We start from the raw sequence: 17,696 nt of genomic DNA, 5'->3' as shown, positions 1-17,696 counted from the left end.
CCGGCCCTAATTCGCATAACAAGCCACGCCGGTCGTCCCTGCGTGGCTTGTTGTTTTTTGACGCGCCTGAAGGCGCCCAAGAGAAGAGGCTCGACGATGAGTGCACTGGTTGGCGTGATCATGGGCTCCAAGTCCGATTGGTCCACCCTTAGCCACACCGCCGATATGCTGGAAAAACTCGGCATTCCCTACGAAGTGAAGGTGGTTTCCGCCCACCGCACGCCGGACCTGCTGTTCCAGTACGCCGAAGAGGCCGAAGGCCGTGGCATCGAGGTGATCATCGCCGGTGCCGGTGGCGCTGCCCACCTGCCAGGCATGTGCGCCGCCAAGACCCACCTGCCGGTGCTGGGTGTGCCGGTGCAGTCGGCCATGCTCTCGGGCGTCGACTCGCTGCTGTCGATCGTGCAGATGCCGGCCGGCATCCCGGTTGCCACCCTGGCCATCGGCAAGGCCGGCGCGATCAACGCCGCGCTGCTCTCGGCGAGCATCCTGGGCGCCAAGCACCCGCAGTTCCATACCGTTCTGAAACAGTTCCGCGCTGAGCAGACAGACAACGTTCTGGACAATCCAGACCCGCGCCAGGCCTGAGGTCACACGCATGAAAATCGGTGTAATCGGTGGCGGCCAACTGGGCCGCATGCTGGCCCTGGCGGGTACCCCGCTGGGCATGAACTTCGCTTTCCTCGACCCGGCCCCTGACGCCTGTGCGGCTGCCCTGGGCGAGCACCTGCGTGCCGACTACGGCGACCAGGATCACCTGCGCCAGCTGGCCGACGAAGTCGACCTGGTGACCTTCGAATTCGAAAGCGTGCCAGCCGAGACGGTGGCCTTCCTGTCGCAGTTCGTGCCGGTGTATCCGAGCGCCGAAGCGCTGCGCATCGCCCGCGACCGGCTGTTCGAGAAGAGCATGTTCCGTGACCTGGGCATCCCGACCCCGGCCTTCGCCGACATCCAGTCGCAAGCCGACCTGGAGGCCGCCGTCGCCAGCATCGGCCTGCCGGCCGTGCTCAAGACCCGCACCCTGGGTTATGACGGCAAGGGCCAGAAGGTGCTCCGCACCGAAGCCGATGTTGTCGACACGTTCGCCGAACTTGGTAGCGTGCCCTGCCTGCTGGAGGGCTTCGTGCCGTTCACCGGCGAGGTGTCGCTGATTGCCGTTCGCGGCCGCGATGGCGAGACGCGCTTCTACCCGCTGGTGCACAACACCCACGACAGCGGCATCCTGCGCCTGTCGGTGGCCAGCGAAGACCACCTGCTGCAGAGCCTGGCCGAAGACTACGCGAGCCGCGTGCTCGAGCAGCTCGACTATGTCGGCGTGCTGGCGTTCGAGTTCTTCGAGGTCGACGGTGGCCTGAAGGCCAACGAGATCGCTCCGCGTGTGCACAACTCCGGGCACTGGACCATCGAAGGCGCCGAGTGCAGCCAGTTCGAGAACCACCTGCGCGCCGTGGCCGGCCTGCCGCTGGGCTCGACCGCCAAGGTCGGCGAAAGCGCCATGCTCAACTTCATCGGCGAAGTGCCGGCGGTGGCTGCGGTCGTGGCTATCGACGACTGTCACCTGCATCACTACGGCAAGGCCTTCAAGGCCGGGCGCAAGGTCGGTCACGCCACCCTGCGCTGCGCCGACATGGCCACGCTGGAGCAGAAGATCCAGCAGGTCGAAGCGCTCATCGCAGGCTGAGCGGAACCATTCCCGCCGCGCATCCCTCTGATGGCAGGATGCCAAAGCGCTGACTAGGCTTTGGCTCGTGCACTCAATTCAGAGGGAATGCCATGGGTATCATCGGAACCATCTTCATCGGCCTGATCGTCGGCTTGCTGGCACGTTTTCTGAAGCCGGGCGACGACAGCATGGGCTGGATCATGACCATTCTGCTGGGTATCGCCGGCTCTCTGGCGGCGACCTACGGTGGCCAGGCGCTGGGGATCTACCATGCGGGCGAGGGTGCTGGCTTCCTCGGTGCACTGGTGGGTGCAATCATCCTGCTGGTGATCTACGGCATGATCAAAAAGCGCTGACAGGGCGCTAGAATGCTCGGCAACTTTCCGTCAGTTGCCGAGCTTTTTTTCATGCGCCGAGTCGTACTGCTTACCCTGTTGCTGTGTAGTGGCCTGGCTCGCGCCGAGCTGCCCGAGACCGACTGGCTGGAGCTGATGCCCAAGTCGGACCAGAAGGCGCTGGAGCAGATGCCCGAGATCGACCACAACTCCCCCGAGGCGATGGGTACCTTTACCGAGAAGGGTGGCCTGAAGCAGAGCAAGGGCCTGCCGGCGGTGATGTATTCGAGCAAGACGGTGGCTGCCATGAACGGCAGGCAGATCCGTCTGGGCGGGTACCCGGTGCCGCTGGAAACCGACGCCAAGGGCAACAGCACGCTGTTCTTCCTCGTGCCCTATCCGGGCGCCTGCATCCATGTACCGCCACCGCCGCCCAACCAGCTGGTGCTGGTGCGTTATCCCCATGGCCTGAAGCTGGACGATATCTACACGCCGCTGTGGGTCAGCGGCACGCTGAAGGTGGAGAAGGTCAGCAATGACCTGGCCGATGCGGCGTATGCGCTGGATGCGGGGAAGGTGAGGGTTGTGGAGGACTCCGACCTGTAACCGCGCCGTCTGCATCGCGGGTCAAGCCCGCTCCCACAGGTACAGTGCTGCCCTCATGATCAGTGCAATGCCCGGTGGGAGCGGGCTTGACCCGCGATAGCGGTCTAGAGCGGTTCGCTGCCGATACTGACACTCAGCGAATGGGTCGCCCCGGGCGCAAGTTCCACCACGTCATCCCACACGTTTGCCGTCTCGATGCACAGCATCCGCTGCCAGCCGTCATCGGCCATGTCCGTGAGCTGCGCGGCGCGGTCCACCCATGGGTTCCAGATCACCGCCGAACGCGAACCCTGGGTACGCAGGGTGATACGCCGGTTCCAGCCCGGGTCGACGACGCTCAGACGCTCAGGTGCCTGCAGGTAGATGCGGTCGGTTTCCCCGGCAAACCCCAGGTCGCCCTGCTGGGTGCGTTGCTCCCAGTCTGCCAGCGTCTCGATGTAGGCCAGCCCGTCCACGCCTTCTACCCGCGCGCCACGCACGTCGCTGACTGCAAAGTAGCTGTGCAGCGCCTGGCTGAGGGTGACGCTGCCATTGCCCAGGTTGTGGCTGTCGAGGGTCAGCGCCAGTTCCTCGCCGAGCACGATGCTCAGTTTCAGTTCCACCGTGTGCGGCCAGCCGGGCAGCTCTCCCAACGCCTGGGGCAGCGTGAAGTCCACGCGTACCGAATCCGCACTGCTGTCGATACCCAGCAACTGCCAGTCACGCCCGCGCACCAGCCCGTGGGCCGGGGCCTCGGCGCCGTGGAACATGGCCTGTACGGCCGCTGGGTTGCGTTGCAGGTTGCCGAACCAGGGCCAGCACACCGGGGCACCGGCGCGCACCGATTTGCCCTGCCTGAAGATCGCCTGATCGCTGAGCCACAGCAGCGGCGGCTCGCCCACGCGCTGGTAACTGAGCACCTGTGCGCCCTGCTGGGCAATCAGCAGCTCGGCGCGAGGCGTGGTGATACGCCAGCAGGCAAGCTCGCCATGCTGTTCGACTTCTACCTTGGATGTGGACATGCGTTGCTCTCGAAGGGTGGCCTACGAGGTCTTGGACCTCGCGCAGACCCTCGAGTTTAGCGCGCCCCAGGCTCAGCGACGAGGCGGCACCGAGCGGGTGCGGCCGCTGCCGTCGATGGCGACGAACACGAACACCGCCTCGGTGACCTTGCGCCATTCACTGCTCAGCGGGTCGTCGCTCCACACCTCGACCATCATCTGGATCGAGCTGCGGCCGATTTCCAGGGTCTGGGTATAGAAGGACAATTGCGCGCCCACCGCCACCGGCACCAGAAAGGCCATGCGGTCGATCGCCACGGTGGCGACGCGCCCGCCCGCGACTCGGCTGGCCATGGCCGTGCCGGCCAGGTCCATCTGGGCGACCAGCCAGCCGCCAAAGATATCGCCGAAACCGTTGGTTTCACGGGGCAATGCGGTGATCTGCAAGGCCAGGTCGCCTTGCGGAATAGGATCTTCTTGTTCGAGTTCAATCATGCCGGGGGTGCCTCTGACCCGTAACGCTTCGTTGGTTTGCGCTGGTGCGGACGCCGCGAAAAACGATTCAGCACGAACATACTACGCTGCTTCGCTCTGCCGTGCGGCGAAGGGAAACTCTGCGAAACCGACTAAGCATACCTAGCGGCGTTTTCGCACAACATCCCACACAAGGCGTAACCGTTTGATACGAGCGGCCAGTATATAGAGCCGCGCGTGGGGCGACGACCATGCGGTCATGATTATCTGCCCCGATTATGTCGATCCATGTGCTTTTTCGAACAATTTGCTATCGTTCGACCTCCTGACAGGCCGGGGCCAGCGCTGCCGCGGCCTGATTTGCCAATAAGAGACGCTTCGATGACCTCCGTGCCCCCCTCCATAGAGCAGCCCTCGCGGCCGCTCACCCGCAGTGACTACAAGACCCTGTCGCTCTCCGCCCTGGGCGGGGCGCTGGAGTTCTACGACTTCATCATCTTCGTGTTCTTCGCCGCGGTGGTGGGCAAGCTGTTCTTCCCGGTCGACATGCCCGAGTGGCTGCGCCTGATGCAGACCTTCGGCATCTTCGCTGCCGGCTACCTGGCGCGCCCGCTGGGCGGCATCGTGATGGCCCACTTCGGCGACCTGCTGGGGCGCAAGAAGATGTTCACCCTGAGCATCTTCATGATGGCCGTGCCGACCCTGATCATGGGCCTGCTGCCCACCTACGCGCAGATCGGCATGTGGGCACCGATCCTGTTGCTGCTGATGCGCGTGATCCAGGGCGCCGCCATTGGCGGTGAAGTGCCGGGTGCCTGGGTGTTCGTGTCCGAACACGTGCCGGCGCGCAACATCGGCTACGCCTGCGGCACCCTGACGGCGGGCCTCACCTCGGGCATCCTGCTCGGCTCGCTGGTCGCGACCCTGATCAACACCGTATACACCCCCGAGCAACTGAGCGACTACGCCTGGCGGATCCCGTTCCTGCTCGGCGGCGTGTTCGGCCTGTTTTCGGTGTACCTGCGCCGCTGGCTGCACGAAACCCCGGTGTTCGCCGAGATGCAGCAGCGCAAGGCATTGGCCGAGGAAGTGCCGCTGCGCGCGGTGCTGCGTGACCACCGTGGCGCCATCGTACTGTCGATGCTGCTGACCTGGCTGCTGTCGGCCGGCATCATCGTGGTCATCCTGATGACCCCGACCGTGCTGCAGACCCTCTACGGCATCAGCGCCACCGAGGCCCTCAAGGCCAACAGCCTGGCCATCGTGCTGCTGAGCATCGGCTGCATCGTGGCCGGGCGCCTGGCCGACCGCTTCGGCGCCGGGCGCGTGTTCATCGTCGGCAGCCTGGCGCTGCTGGCCAGCTCCTGGAGCTTCTACCACAACCTGGCGGCGCACCCTGAGTGGCTGTACCCGATGTACGCCGTTACCGGGCTGTGCGTGGGCATCGTCGGTGCGGTGCCTTACGTGATGGTGCGCGCCTTCCCGCCGGTGGTGCGTTTCAGCGGCCTGTCGTTTTCCTACAACCTGGCCTACGCGATCTTCGGTGGCCTGACCCCGATCATGGTCACCTCGCTGATGAAGTTCAGCCCGCTCGGCCCGGCCTACTATGTCGCCGGCATCTGCACCCTGGGCCTGCTGGTAGGCATCTACCTGCTGCTCACCAAGCGCTGAAACCCCGCCCCGCGTCCGCTATAAAGGCCATCCCTCGAACGAGGTGATGGCCTTTCATCTAATTGTCACATTCAGTTCATAGAGTAGTCATACGGCCTGCAGATACTTGGGCCCGATCCATCTACCCCCAATTCCTGCTAGGAGTAAGGCATGAAACTGAAGCGTTTGATGGCGGCCCTGACCTTTGCCGCCGCTGGCGTTGCGACTGCCAACGCAGTTGCCGCTGTTGATCCTGCTATTCCGACCTACGTCAAAACCACCGGCGTATCGGGCAACCTCTCCAGCGTCGGTTCCGATACCCTGGCCAACCTGATGACCCTGTGGGCCGAGGCCTACAAGAAGGAATACCCGAACGTAAACATCCAGATCCAGGCCGCCGGCTCCTCCACCGCGCCACCCGCGCTGACCGAAGGCACCGCCAACCTGGGCCCGATGAGCCGCAAGATGAAAGACGTCGAGCTGCAGGCGTTCGAACAGAAGTACGGCTACAAGCCGACCGCCATCCCGGTCGCCGTCGACGCCCTGGCCGTGTTCGTGCACAAGGACAACCCGATCAAGGGCCTGACCATGGCTCAGGTCGACGCCATCTTCTCCTCCACCCGCCTGTGCGGTGCCAAGGCCGACGTGAAAACCTGGGGCGACCTGGGCGTGACCGGCGACCTGGCCAACAAGCCGGTCCAGCTGTTCGGTCGCAACTCGGTATCCGGCACCTACGGCTACTTCAAGGAAGAAGCCCTGTGCAAAGGCGACTTCAAGCCTAACGTCAACGAACAACCTGGCTCGGCGTCCGTCGTGCAGTCGATCAGCAGCTCGCTGAACGGTATCGGTTACTCGGGCATCGGCTACAAGACCGCCAGCGTGAAAACCGTGGCCCTGGCCAAGAAGGAAGGCGGCGCGTTCGTCGAAGACAACGAAGCCAACGCCCTCAACGGTACCTACCCGCTGTCGCGTTTCCTCTACGTCTACGTCAACAAGGCCCCGAACAAGCCTCTGGCCCCGCTGGAAGCCGAGTTCGTCAAGCTGGTGCTGTCGCAGGCCGGTCAACAGGTCGTGGTGAAAGACGGTTACATCCCGCTGCCCGCCAAAGTGGCCGAGAAAGCGCTGGCCGACCTGGGCCTGAACCACGCCGCCAAAGGCGTCGCTGCAAACTGAGTGTGAACGGGCGCGCCCTGCATCTGTGCGGGCCGCGCTGCAAATTGCGAGTCCGCTGCCAGGCATGCCTGAGCGGCGGGCTTTTTTGCGTCACTGCATTGTCATGTTTTTGTCATACGGGACCGCTAGGGTGAGCGCATGAATGATCTGGCCAACTCCACCATGACCCAAAATTCTCCCCCCGTGCGGATTGATTTCAATACGCCCGAGCTGCAACGCAAGCGTCGCCTGCGTGCATTCAAGGACCGCCTGACCCGCTGGTATGTACTGGTGGGCGGGCTCGCCGTGCTGGCGGCGATCACCTTGATCTTCTTCTACCTGGCCTACGTGGTGGTGCCGCTGTTTCAAGGCGCCGAACTGACCACCAAGAAGGCCATGACCCCGGCCTGGCTGACCCAGGACGCCGGCAAGCCGCTGATGATCGCGCTCGAAGAGCAGAACCTGGTCGGCATGCGCGTCTCGGACAAGGGGCAGGCGCTGTTCTTCGACACCAAGACCGGTGCCGAGCTCAAGCGTGTCGACCTGCCGGTACCGGCCGGCACCCAGGTGACCTCGATCGGCGCCGACCAGCCGGGCAACCCGCTGGTGGTGCTGGGCCTGTCCAACGGCCAGGCACTGGTGTTCAGCCACAGCTACAAGATCACCTACCCGGACAACCACAAGACCATCACCCCGGCCATCGACTACCCCTATGGCCAGCAACCGTTCGCCCTCGGCGATTCGGGCCGTGCGCTGGAGCACGTGAGCCTGAACGTCAATGGCGACACCCTGGTGGTGGCCGGCTCCAGCGGTGCGCAGTTGCAGGTACTGCAACTGAGCCGCGAAGAAAACATGATGACCGGCGAAGTCACCAGCGAGCAGAACCACATCGAACTGCCGCAGATGACCGAGGCGGTCAAGGCGATCTTCATCGACCCGCGCCAGCAGTGGTTGTACGTGATCAACGGGCGGGCCCAGGCCGATGTGTTCAGCCTGCGCGACAAGAGCCTCAACGGTCGTTACAAGCTGCTCGACGACGCCGATGCCGAAGTCACCGCCAGCGCCCAGCTGGTGGGCGGCATCTCGCTGATCATCGGTGACTCCAAGGGTGGCCTGGCCCAGTGGTTCATGGCCCGCGACCCGGACGGCGAGCAGCGCTTCAAGCAGATTCGTACCTTCCAGATGGGCAAGGCGCCGATCGTGCAGATCGATGCCGAAGAGCGCCGCAAGGGCTTCGTGGCACTGGATGCCAGCGGCAAGCTCGGCGTGTTCCACAGCACCGCGCACCGCACCCTGCTGGTGGAGCCGATGGCCGAAGGCGCCGGCGTGCTGGCACTGTCGCCACGGGCCAACCGCCTGTTCGTCGAAGAGGGCGGCAAGCTGATCCCGGCCAGCCTGCGCAACCCGCACCCGGAAGTGTCCTGGAGCGCGCTGTGGAGCAAGGTCTGGTACGAGAACTACGACGAGCCCAAGTACGTCTGGCAGTCCACCGCGTCGAACACCGACTTCGAGCCCAAGCTGAGCCTGTCGCCACTGACCTTCGGTACGCTCAAGGCCGCGTTCTACGCGATGATCCTGGCCGCACCGCTGGCGATTGCCGCAGCGATCTACACCGCCTACTTCATGGCCCCGGGCATGCGCCGCAAGGTCAAGCCGGTGATCGAGCTGATGGAGGCGATGCCCACGGTGATCCTCGGCTTCTTCGCGGGGCTGTTCCTGGCGCCTTACCTGGAAGGGCATCTGCCCGGTGTGTTCAGCCTGTTCGTGGTGATGCCGTTCGGCATCCTGCTGGCCGGCTTCATCTGGAGCCGCCTGCCGGAGTCGATCCGCCTGCGTGTGCCGGATGGCTGGGAAGCGGCGATCCTGATCCCGGTGATCCTGTTCACCGGCTGGGGTGCGCTGACCCTGAGCCCGTTCCTCGAAACCTGGTTCTTCGGCGGCGACATGCGCCTGTGGATCACCAATGACCTGGGCATCACCTACGACCAGCGCAACGCCCTGGTGGTCGGTATCGCCATGGGCTTTGCGGTCATCCCGAACATCTACTCGATTGCCGAGGACGCCGTGTTCAGCGTGCCGCGCAGCCTGACCCTGGGCTCGCTGGCACTCGGCGCCACGCCGTGGCAGACCCTGACCCGCGTGGTCATCCTGACCGCCAGCCCGGGCATCTTCTCGGCGCTGATGATCGGCATGGGCCGCGCGGTGGGTGAAACCATGATCGTGCTGATGGCCACGGGCAACACCCCGGTCATGGAAATGAACCTGTTCGAAGGTATGCGCACCCTGGCGGCCAACGTCGCGGTGGAGATGCCCGAATCGGAAGTCGGTGGCAGCCACTACCGCGTGCTGTTCCTCGCCGCGCTGGTGCTGCTGATGTTCACCTTCGTGATGAACACCTTGGCCGAGCTGATTCGCCAGCGTCTGCGCAAGAAATACTCGTCGCTTTGATAGAAAGGTAGAGATCCGTGAAAAAGGATTCCCTCAAGAGCTGGTTCAAGAGCGGCGCCCCTGGCGTCTGGATAAGCGGTGGCGCGGTGTCCATCGCGGTGATCATGACCATCGGTCTGCTCTCCGTGATCGCCGTGCGCGGCCTGGCGCACTTCTGGCCGGCCGACCTGATCCAGGCCAGCTACAACGTGCCGGGCCAGGCCAACCACATCGTCATCGGCGAAGTGGTGCAGAAGGAAGAGGTGCCGCTGGCACGCCTCAAGGGGGCCGGCCTGCCGGTACCCGACAACGGCCCGGAGTTCATGACCCGCGAGTTGATCAAGGTCGGCAACCGCGACCTCAACGGCAGTGACTTCACCTGGGTGGTCGGCGACTGGCTGGTGGACCAGCAGAAGCCGGTCGACCTGATCGCCCTGGAGCGCCGCGAGTGGGGCAACTTCTACGGCTACCTGGTCAGCGTCAAGGAAAACGGCAAGGTGGTTGCCGAAGGGCAGGCCGCCTGGAACGAGCTGCAGGCACGCCTCAAGCGTGCTGCCGGCCTGGCCGACGAGCTGCAGAAGCTCGAGAAGAAGGACATCGGTGCGATCAACCATGGCCTTGAGCGCCTGCGCCTGCAAGCCCGCAAGCTGGAACTGCAAGGCAAGCTGACCCCTGTAGCGCAGGCCGACATGGATGCCGAGCGCGCCGAGCTGAACAACCGCTACAAGGCCATCGAGGACCGCCTGGGCAAGCTGCACCAGGACTTCAGCCGCGACAGCCTGGTGGCCCGTGACGGCAATGGCCGCGAAGTCGAGATCAACCTCGACAAGGTGGTGCACGCCTACCAGCCCAACGCCATGAACAACTTCACCAAGCTGGGCACCTACTTCGCCAAGGTGTGGGAGTTCCTCAGCGACGACCCGCGTGAAGCCAACACCGAGGGCGGGATCTTCCCGGCGATCTTCGGCACCGTGATGATGACCCTGATCATGGCCGTGATCGTCACCCCGTTCGGCGTGCTGGCGGCGGTGTACCTGCGTGAATATGCCCGCCAGGGCCCGGTGACCCGGCTGATCCGCATCGCGGTGAACAACCTGGCCGGCGTGCCGGCGATCGTCTACGGCGTGTTCGGCCTGGGCTTCTTCGTGTACGTGCTGGGCGGCTCGCTCGACCACCTGTTCTTCCCCGAAGCACTGCCGGCGCCGACCCTGGGTACCCCGGGCCTGCTGTGGGCCTCGCTGACCCTGGCGCTGCTGGCGGTACCGGTGGTGATCGTGGCCACCGAAGAAGGCCTGGCGCGGATCCCGCGGACCGTGCGCGAGGGCTCGCTGGCCCTGGGTGCGACCAAGGCCGAGACGCTGTGGAAGATCGTGCTGCCGATGGCCAGCCCGGCGATGATGACCGGCATGATCCTGGCCGTGGCCCGTGCCGCGGGCGAGGTGGCGCCGCTGATGCTGGTGGGTGTGGTGAAACTGGCGCCGTCGCTGCCGGTGGACGGCAACTACCCGTACCTGCACCTGGACCAGAAGATCATGCACCTGGGCTTCCACATCTACGACGTCGGCTTCCAGAGCCCCAACGTCGAGGCCGCACGGCCGCTGGTGTACGCCACCGCGCTGCTGCTGGTGATGGTGATCGCCACGCTCAACCTCTCGGCGGTATGGATACGCAACCACCTGCGCGAGAAGTACAAGGCGCTGGATAGCTAATACCCCTTATTGCAAGCGCCGCCCGTGTGTTGTGCCGGGCGGTACGATGAAACGAAATTGATAGCGTATGGAGTCTTACCATGCAGCATGAATCCCACACCCACGGCATCGACATGTCCGCCCTGGGTCGCACCAAGCAGAGCCTGCAGCTGGCCGACGAGACCGTGGCCATCGAAGTGCCGGGCCTGAGCCTGTTCTACGGCGAGAAGCAGGCGCTGTTCGATGTCAGCCTGAACATTCCCAAGCAGCGCGTGACCGCCTTCATCGGCCCCTCGGGCTGCGGCAAGTCGACCCTGCTGCGCACCTTCAACCGCATGAACGACCTGGTCGACGGCTGCCGGGTGGAAGGCGCGATCAACCTCGACGGCAACAACATCTACCGCAAGGGCGAGGACGTGGCCGAGCTGCGCCGCCGCGTGGGCATGGTGTTCCAGAAGCCCAACCCGTTCCCCAAGACCATCTACGAAAACGTGGTGTACGGCCTGCGCATCCAGGGCATCAACAAGAAGCGTGTACTGGATGAAGCCGTGGAGTGGGCACTCAAGGGCGCCGCACTGTGGGAGGAGGTCAAGGACCGCCTGCACGACTCGGCCCTGGGCCTGTCCGGCGGCCAGCAGCAGCGCCTGGTGATCGCCCGTACCATCGCGGTGGAGCCAGAGGTGCTGTTGCTCGACGAACCGTGCTCGGCGCTGGACCCGATTTCCACGCTCAAGGTCGAAGAGCTGATCTACGAACTCAAGTCCAAGTACACCATCGTCATCGTGACCCACAACATGCAGCAGGCCGCGCGGGTTTCGGACTACACCGCGTTCATGTACATGGGCAAGCTGGTGGAATACGGTGACACCGACACCCTGTTCACCAACCCGGCGAAGAAGCAGACCGAAGACTACATCACCGGTCGGTATGGCTAGGATTCAACGATTGAACGCCGCCTGACAGCACTTACCGGACGCGCCAAGGATTTCTCATGATCGACAAAGACAGCCTTACCCATCACATCTCCCAGCAGTTCAACGCCGAACTTGAAGAGGTTCGCAGCCATCTTCTGGCAATGGGCGGCCTGGTCGAGAAACAGGTCAACGACGCCGTCACCGCGCTGATCGAGGCCGATTCGGGCCTGGCCCAGCAGGTGCGCGAAGTCGATGAGCAGATCAACCAGATGGAACGCAACATCGACGAGGAGTGCGTGCGCATCCTGGCCCGGCGCCAGCCGGCGGCGTCGGACCTGCGCCTGATCATCAGCATCTCCAAGTCGGTGATCGACCTGGAGCGCATCGGCGACGAATCGACCAAGATCGCCCGCCGCGCCATCCAGTTGTGCGAAGAAGGCGAGTCGCCGCGCGGCTACGTGGAGGTGCGTCACATCGGCGACCAGGTACGCAACATGGTGCGCGACGCGCTCGACGCCTTTGCCCGCTTCGATGCCGAGCTGGCGCTGTCGGTGGCGCAGTACGACAAGACCATCGACCGCGAGTACAAGACCGCCCTGCGCGAGCTGGTGACCTACATGATGGAAGACCCGCGCTCGATCTCGCGGGTACTGAGCGTGATCTGGGCGCTGCGTTCGCTGGAGCGCATCGGCGACCACGCGCGCAACATCGCCGAGCTGGTGATCTACCTGGTGCGCGGTACCGACGTGCGTCACCTGGGCCTGAAGCGAATGAAGGAAGAAGTCGAGGGCAACGGCAACGGCGAAAAAGCTAATGTTCCGGGCAAACCTGACGATAAATAGGACTGCCCCGAGAATGAACGCCCGGCCTTGGCCGGGCGTTTTCGTTTGCGGCAGCGCAACAGCACGCACCCGCGAATGATTTGACGGAGCCCCGGCATGAGCGAAGTCTTGGCAAATGGCCATCAGTCAACGTTATGCTAGCCGGGTCTTGAAGGAGTGGCGATGAGTAAAGTCAGTGTTCTGGTCGTGGATGACGCGCCGTTTATCCGTGACCTGGTGAAAAAGTGTCTGCGCAATTACTTCCCCGGCATGGTCATCGAGGACGCGGTCAACGGTCGCAAGGCCCAGGTGCTGCTGGAGCGCGAGCGTTTCGACCTGGTGCTGTGCGACTGGGAGATGCCCGAGATGTCGGGCCTGGAGCTGCTGACCTGGTGCCGCCAGCACGAAGCGCTCAAGGCCATGCCGTTCATCATGGTGACCAGCCGTGGCGACAAGGAAAACGTGGTGCAGGCGATCCAGGCCGGTGTGTCGGACTTTGTCGGCAAGCCGTTCACCAACGAGCAGTTGCTGACCAAGGTGAAGAAGGCGCTGACCAAGCTGGGCAAGCTCGATACCCTGATGGCCAGTGCGCCCACCCGCGCCACCTCCGCGTTTGCCAATGACTCGCTGTCGGCCCTGACCGGCGGCAAGGCCGAGACCGTGCGCCCGGCCGCCCCAGCTGCGGCCCCGGTGGCGGCGGCCAAGCCACTGATCAATGCGCCGCAACCGGGCGCGGCCAAGGCGGCGGCGCCGGCGGGCCGCGGACAGGGCCAGCTGCGCCTGTCCAGCGGCAACCAGGCCTGCGTGATCAAGGCCCTGAGCCTGAAGGAAGCCTTGCTGGTGGTACGCCGTGGCGAAGTGCTTCCGCAGATCCTGGAAGGCGCGGTGCTGGACCTGGAGCAGGGCGACAATGCCGAGATCGCGCGGCTCAACGGGTACCTGCATGCGGTGGTGGCGGTGGAATCCAAGCCGGACAGCGACTGGCTGCAGCTGACCTTCCGCTTTGTCGATCAGGATGCGCAGAAGCTCGACTACCTGTCGCGGCTGATTGCCCGCGGTACGGCGCTCAAGCACTTCGTGCCGGGGGCCTGACAGGCCCTTTGCTGCTCGCAGCCTCTTCGCCGGCAAGGCCGGCTCCTACAGCCGTAGGAGCCGGCCTTGCCGGCGAAGGACACACCACTGATCGCCTGCCATACCCCGCATCACTCCCCGCAACACGCCCTCCATATTCCCCTGCTAGGCTTGCTCACAGCTAACCTGTCAGATGGCCACTACCGATGCCGCCACACCTGCTGCTGTTCTGCGCCCTGTTGCTGGCTGCCGGCCCGAGCTGGGCCATGACCATCTACAAGAACACCGACGCCGACGGCGTGGTGTCCTATTCCGATCGCCCCAGCCCCGGCGCTCGCGCACTGGTGTTCCGTGATCGCATGGTCGAGCAGCTGGGCCAGCAGGTGCAGTTGCAGGTCAGCAAGTACGCCGACGGCGTGCGTTTCAGTGCCCGCAACGAGCTGCACGCCCCGGTCGAAGTGGAACTGCGCCTGGAGCGCCTGGGCAACGTGCAGAACCTGGCGCCGCGCATCGTCCGGCGGGTGGTACCGGCCCGTTCCACACTGCTGCTCACTGCCCTCGGTGCGCGCAAGCCCGGTACCCCGGTCAGCTACCGCGAGCAGTTCAACTACACGTTGGGCAACCCCGCCCAGCGCACCCAGGCCTATCGCTACCCGTTCCCCTGGCGCGGCGGCCCGTTCCGCCTCTCCCAGGGCCCCAATGGCACCTACAGCCACTTCGGCCCCAAGGGCCGCTATGCCATGGACATCGCCATGCCCGAAGGCACGCCGATCATTGCGGCGCGGGCAGGGGTGGTGATCAAGACGGAAAACACCCAGAGCGGGCGCGGTACCAACCCGGCAGGCAATTTCGTGCGGATTCTGCATGCCGACGGCACCATGGGCGTGTACCTGCACCTGATGCGCGGGTCGGTGGTGGTCAGCGAAGGCCAGCGGGTGGCCTATGGCACGCCGCTGGCAAGGTCCGGCAACACCGGCAACAGCAGCGGGCCGCACCTGCATTTCGTGGTGCAGCGCAACGTGGGGCTGGCGCTGGAGTCGATCCCGTACCAGTTCAACCAGCCCATCGGCGGGCTGCCGAGCTTTACCGCCGGCAACCCGTAAGGCGCGTCAATCGAGCTTGAGCACCTTGGCCAGCACGATCTTGGGCCCTTTCATTTTCTTGATGATGATGCGCAGGCCGTCGACCTCCAGCACCTCTTCTTCTTCCGGTACGCGCTTGAGCGTCTCGTAGACCAGGCCAGCAAGGGTTTCGGCCTCGATATGGTCCAGGTCCACGCCCAGCAGGCGCTCGACCTTGAACAGCGGGGTGTCGCCGCGCACCAGCAGCTTGCCGGGCTGGTAGGCGAGGATGCCGCGCTCGGTCTTGCGGTGTTCGTCCTGGATGTCGCCCACCAGCACTTCGAGCACGTCTTCCATGGTCAGGTAGCCGATCACCTTGCCATCGGCCTCTTCGACCAGGGCAAAGTGCGCGCCGCCCTTGCGGAACTGCTCCAGCAGCTGCGACAGCGGCATGTGGCGCGATACGCGCTCCAGCGGGCGGGTCAGCTCGGCCAGGTTGAACGACTCGGGCAGGTGGTCCAGCGCGGCCAGTTCCAGCAGCAGGTCCTTGATGTGCAGCAGGCCGACGAATTCGCCGCTTTCGGCGTCGAGCACCGGGTAGCGGCTGAACTTGTGCCGGCGGAACATCGCGAGGATCTCCTTGAGCGGCGCATGGGCGTCGAGGCTGACCATGTCTTCACGGGAATTGGCCCAGTCGACCACTTCCAGTTCGCCCATCTCCACCGCCGAGGCCAGTACGCGCATGCCCTGGTCGCTGGGGTCCTGGCCCCGGCTGGAGTGCAGGATCAGCTTGAGTTCCTCGCGGCTGTAATGGTGCTCGTGGTGCGGGCCGGGCTCGCCCTGGCCGGCGATGCGCAGGATGGCGTTGGCACTGGCGTTGAGCAGGTAGATGGCCGGGTACATCATCCAGTAGAACAGGTACAGCGGCACCGCCGTCCACAGCGACAGCAGTTCGGGCTTGCGAATGGCCCAGGACTTGGGCGCCAGCTCGCCGACCACGATGTGCAGGTAGGAGATCACGAAGAAGGCGCTGAAGAACGATACGCCCTTGATGACTTCGGGCGATTGCACGCCCACCGCCGCCAGCAGCGGCTCGAGCAGGTGCGCGAAGGCCGGCTCGCCGACCCAGCCCAGGCCCAGCGAGGCCAGTGTGATGCCCAGCTGGCAGGCCGACAGGTAGGCGTCCAGCTGGCTGTGTACGGTACGCAGGATATGCCCGCGCCAGCCGTTCTTGCCGGCAATCGCCTCGACCCGGGTCGAGCGCAGCTTGACCATGGCGAACTCGGCCGCAACGAAGAATCCGTTGAGCAGAACCAGCAGCAGAGCAAAAAGAATCATGCCGAAATCGGCGAACAGTGAAGCGAGGGTGATACCAGGGGAAGGGTCCATGATGGAGTTTTACGGGGTCCGTCTTCTGAAATAAGGGAGTGTGGCAATGCCAGCAGGTACTGGCGCGAGTCAGCCAATGTAGCGGCTGACTGCGCAAATTTAAAGGGCGGTCGCTCAGGAAACGGTGCGGGTTGCCACCTGAACGGGGGCGAAATGGCAGGTAAAGGTACTGCCGTGGCCCGGTACGCTGCTGATCTCCAGCCGGCCGCGGTGGCGCAGCAGTACGTGCTTGACGATCGCCAGGCCAAGGCCGGTGCCGCCGGTGGTGGAGTTGCGGCTGGAGTCGACGCGGTAGAAGCGCTCGGTCAGGCGTGGCAGGTGCTTGGGGTCGATGCCGATGCCCGAGTCCTGCACGCTCAGGTGCGCGCCCTGGGCGTCGGCCCACCAGCGGATGCGGATCTGGCCTTCATCCTGGGTGTACTTGACGGCGTTGAACACCAGGTTGGAGAACGCGCTGCGCAGTTCCGCCTCGCTGCCCTTGAGGCGCACGCCCGGCTCGGCGTCCAGGGTGATGCGCTGGTTGCGCTGGCCGGACAGGGCCTGGGCATCGCCCTTGATCGACTGCAGCAGGCTGTCGATGGCCACCGGCTGGTTGTCGGAGGGGTAGTCGGTGGCCTCCAGCTTGGCCAGCAGCAACAGGTCGTTGAGCAGTGTCTGCATGCGCACGCCCTGCTGCTGCATCTGGGTCAGGGCCCGCACCCAGCGCGGGCTCACCTCCTCGACGTTGTCGAGCAGGGTCTCCAGGTACCCGGCAATCACCGTCAGTGGTGTGCGCAGCTCGTGGGAGACGTTGGCGACGAAGTCCTTGCGCATCTGTTCGAGCTGGTGGATGCGGGTCACGTCGCGCACCAGCATCAGGTGTTCGTTGTTGCCGTAGCGGGTGATGTGCAGCTGGATGCGCAGGCGGTCGCTGATGGGCGAGGGGATTTCCAGCGGTTCGAGGTAGTTCTCCTGTTCGAAGTACTCCTTGAAGCGTGGGTGGCGCACCAGGTTGGTGACCGGCTGGCCGCTGTCCTGTGGGGTCTTGAGCCCCAGCAGGGTCTCGGCGGCGCGGTTCCACCACTCCAGGTTGCCGTCGCTGTCGAGCATGATCACCGCGTCCTTGAGGGCGGCGGTGGACTCCTGCACGCGGTCGATCACTGCCTGCAGGCGCCCGCGCACGCGTTGGTCGCGGCGTTGCAGGTGGTAGATGCTGTCGAACACCTCGCCCCACAGGCCATAGCCGTCGGGCGGGGCCTCGTCGGGTTTGTGCTGGCGCAGCCAGTCGTGCAGGCGTAGCAGCTGCTTGAGGGTCCAGCCCAGATACACGCCAAGGCCCAGGGCCAGGCTCCAGCCGTAATGGCCGCTGATCAGCCCGGCCAGCAGGCAGACGGTGGTCAGCAGCAGCATGTGGCGAATCAGGGTGCCATGCCAGTTTTGGTTCACGGTGGGTCCTTAGGACCCGCTGCAAGCTGCAAGCGGCAAG

At 64.6% G+C, this 17,696-nt stretch carries 16 protein-coding genes; 12 read left to right on the top strand and 4 right to left on the bottom strand.

The features are described from left to right. Positions 1–96: 96 nt before the first annotated feature. The 4 genes from purE (at position 97) to FW760_RS07185 (ending at position 2,604) form a co-directional block, all read left to right on the top strand. Positions 97–588 carry a 5-(carboxyamino)imidazole ribonucleotide mutase gene (purE, locus tag FW760_RS07200; protein WP_054916459.1) on the top strand — a complete coding sequence of 164 codons (492 nt, stop codon included), beginning with the start codon at positions 97–99 and terminating at the stop codon, positions 586–588. A 10-nt stretch (positions 589–598) separates the two neighbouring features. After that, entirely contained in the window at positions 599–1,681 is a 1,083-nt protein-coding gene (locus FW760_RS07195) for a 5-(carboxyamino)imidazole ribonucleotide synthase (protein ID WP_043861537.1), read from the top strand. 92 nt (positions 1,682–1,773) lie between these two features. Next, positions 1,774–2,019, top strand: coding sequence for a GlsB/YeaQ/YmgE family stress response membrane protein (locus FW760_RS07190; RefSeq protein ID WP_043861538.1), 246 nt, complete (start codon positions 1,774–1,776; stop codon positions 2,017–2,019). A 51-nt stretch (positions 2,020–2,070) separates the two neighbouring features. Next, positions 2,071–2,604: a DUF3299 domain-containing protein gene (locus FW760_RS07185; RefSeq protein WP_043861581.1), complete on the top strand. Its 534-nt coding sequence runs from the start codon at positions 2,071–2,073 to the stop codon at positions 2,602–2,604. Between the two features lie 104 nt (positions 2,605–2,708). On the opposite strand, the gene FW760_RS07180 is transcribed toward FW760_RS07185, so the two are convergent. Together FW760_RS07180 and FW760_RS07175 are read right to left on the bottom strand one after the other, a co-directional pair. Next, positions 2,709–3,605, bottom strand: a complete 897-nt coding sequence (locus FW760_RS07180) for a D-hexose-6-phosphate mutarotase (RefSeq protein WP_116052423.1) — start codon at positions 3,603–3,605, stop codon at positions 2,709–2,711. A 72-nt stretch (positions 3,606–3,677) separates the two neighbouring features. Continuing rightward, complete coding sequence (locus FW760_RS07175) at positions 3,678–4,079, bottom strand: acyl-CoA thioesterase (protein WP_009402429.1); 402 nt, start codon at positions 4,077–4,079, stop codon at positions 3,678–3,680. 360 nt (positions 4,080–4,439) lie between these two features. Here FW760_RS07175 and FW760_RS07170 point away from each other — a divergent pair, with 360 nt between their 5' ends. The 8 genes from FW760_RS07170 (at position 4,440) to FW760_RS07135 (ending at position 14,884) form a co-directional block, all read left to right on the top strand. Then, positions 4,440–5,729 (top strand): MFS transporter, encoded by a 1,290-nt coding sequence (locus FW760_RS07170; RefSeq protein WP_043861540.1) that lies wholly within the window; start codon positions 4,440–4,442, stop codon positions 5,727–5,729. A 150-nt stretch (positions 5,730–5,879) separates the two neighbouring features. Continuing rightward, on the top strand, positions 5,880–6,881 hold the full coding sequence (locus tag FW760_RS07165) for a phosphate ABC transporter substrate-binding protein PstS (protein ID WP_043861541.1): 1,002 nt from the start codon (positions 5,880–5,882) through the stop codon (positions 6,879–6,881). Between the two features lie 138 nt (positions 6,882–7,019). Continuing rightward, positions 7,020–9,308 carry an ABC transporter permease subunit gene (locus FW760_RS07160; RefSeq protein WP_043861542.1) on the top strand — a complete coding sequence of 763 codons (2,289 nt, stop codon included), beginning with the start codon at positions 7,020–7,022 and terminating at the stop codon, positions 9,306–9,308. 17 nt (positions 9,309–9,325) lie between these two features. Next, complete coding sequence (pstA, locus tag FW760_RS07155) at positions 9,326–10,996, top strand: phosphate ABC transporter permease PstA (RefSeq protein WP_116052422.1); 1,671 nt, start codon at positions 9,326–9,328, stop codon at positions 10,994–10,996. 80 nt (positions 10,997–11,076) lie between these two features. Next, on the top strand, positions 11,077–11,910 hold the full coding sequence (gene pstB, locus FW760_RS07150; protein ID WP_043861544.1) for a phosphate ABC transporter ATP-binding protein PstB: 834 nt from the start codon (positions 11,077–11,079) through the stop codon (positions 11,908–11,910). A gap of 56 nt (positions 11,911–11,966) precedes the next feature. Further along, positions 11,967–12,731: a phosphate signaling complex protein PhoU gene (phoU, locus tag FW760_RS07145; protein WP_043861545.1), complete on the top strand. Its 765-nt coding sequence runs from the start codon at positions 11,967–11,969 to the stop codon at positions 12,729–12,731. Positions 12,732–12,893: 162 nt separating this feature from the next. Next, positions 12,894–13,802: a response regulator gene (locus FW760_RS07140; RefSeq protein ID WP_088513972.1), complete on the top strand. Its 909-nt coding sequence runs from the start codon at positions 12,894–12,896 to the stop codon at positions 13,800–13,802. Between the two features lie 185 nt (positions 13,803–13,987). Beyond that, complete coding sequence (locus tag FW760_RS07135; protein WP_054916463.1) at positions 13,988–14,884, top strand: peptidoglycan DD-metalloendopeptidase family protein; 897 nt, start codon at positions 13,988–13,990, stop codon at positions 14,882–14,884. Positions 14,885–14,890: 6 nt separating this feature from the next. On the opposite strand, the gene FW760_RS07130 is transcribed toward FW760_RS07135, so the two are convergent. Then, a complete protein-coding gene (locus FW760_RS07130) occupies positions 14,891–16,231 on the bottom strand; it encodes a hemolysin family protein (protein ID WP_043861548.1) in 1,341 nt (446 codons plus the stop codon). A gap of 114 nt (positions 16,232–16,345) precedes the next feature. Continuing rightward, entirely contained in the window at positions 16,346–17,620 is a 1,275-nt protein-coding gene (gene phoR / locus FW760_RS07125; protein ID WP_446443719.1) for a phosphate regulon sensor histidine kinase PhoR, read from the bottom strand. Between the last annotated feature and the right edge of the window lie 76 nt (positions 17,621–17,696).

The organism is Pseudomonas sp. 1176_21 (assembly GCF_052850635.1).
Note: the sequence above shows the minus strand (reverse complement) of the source record. Positions and strands in the feature narration are given on the sequence as shown.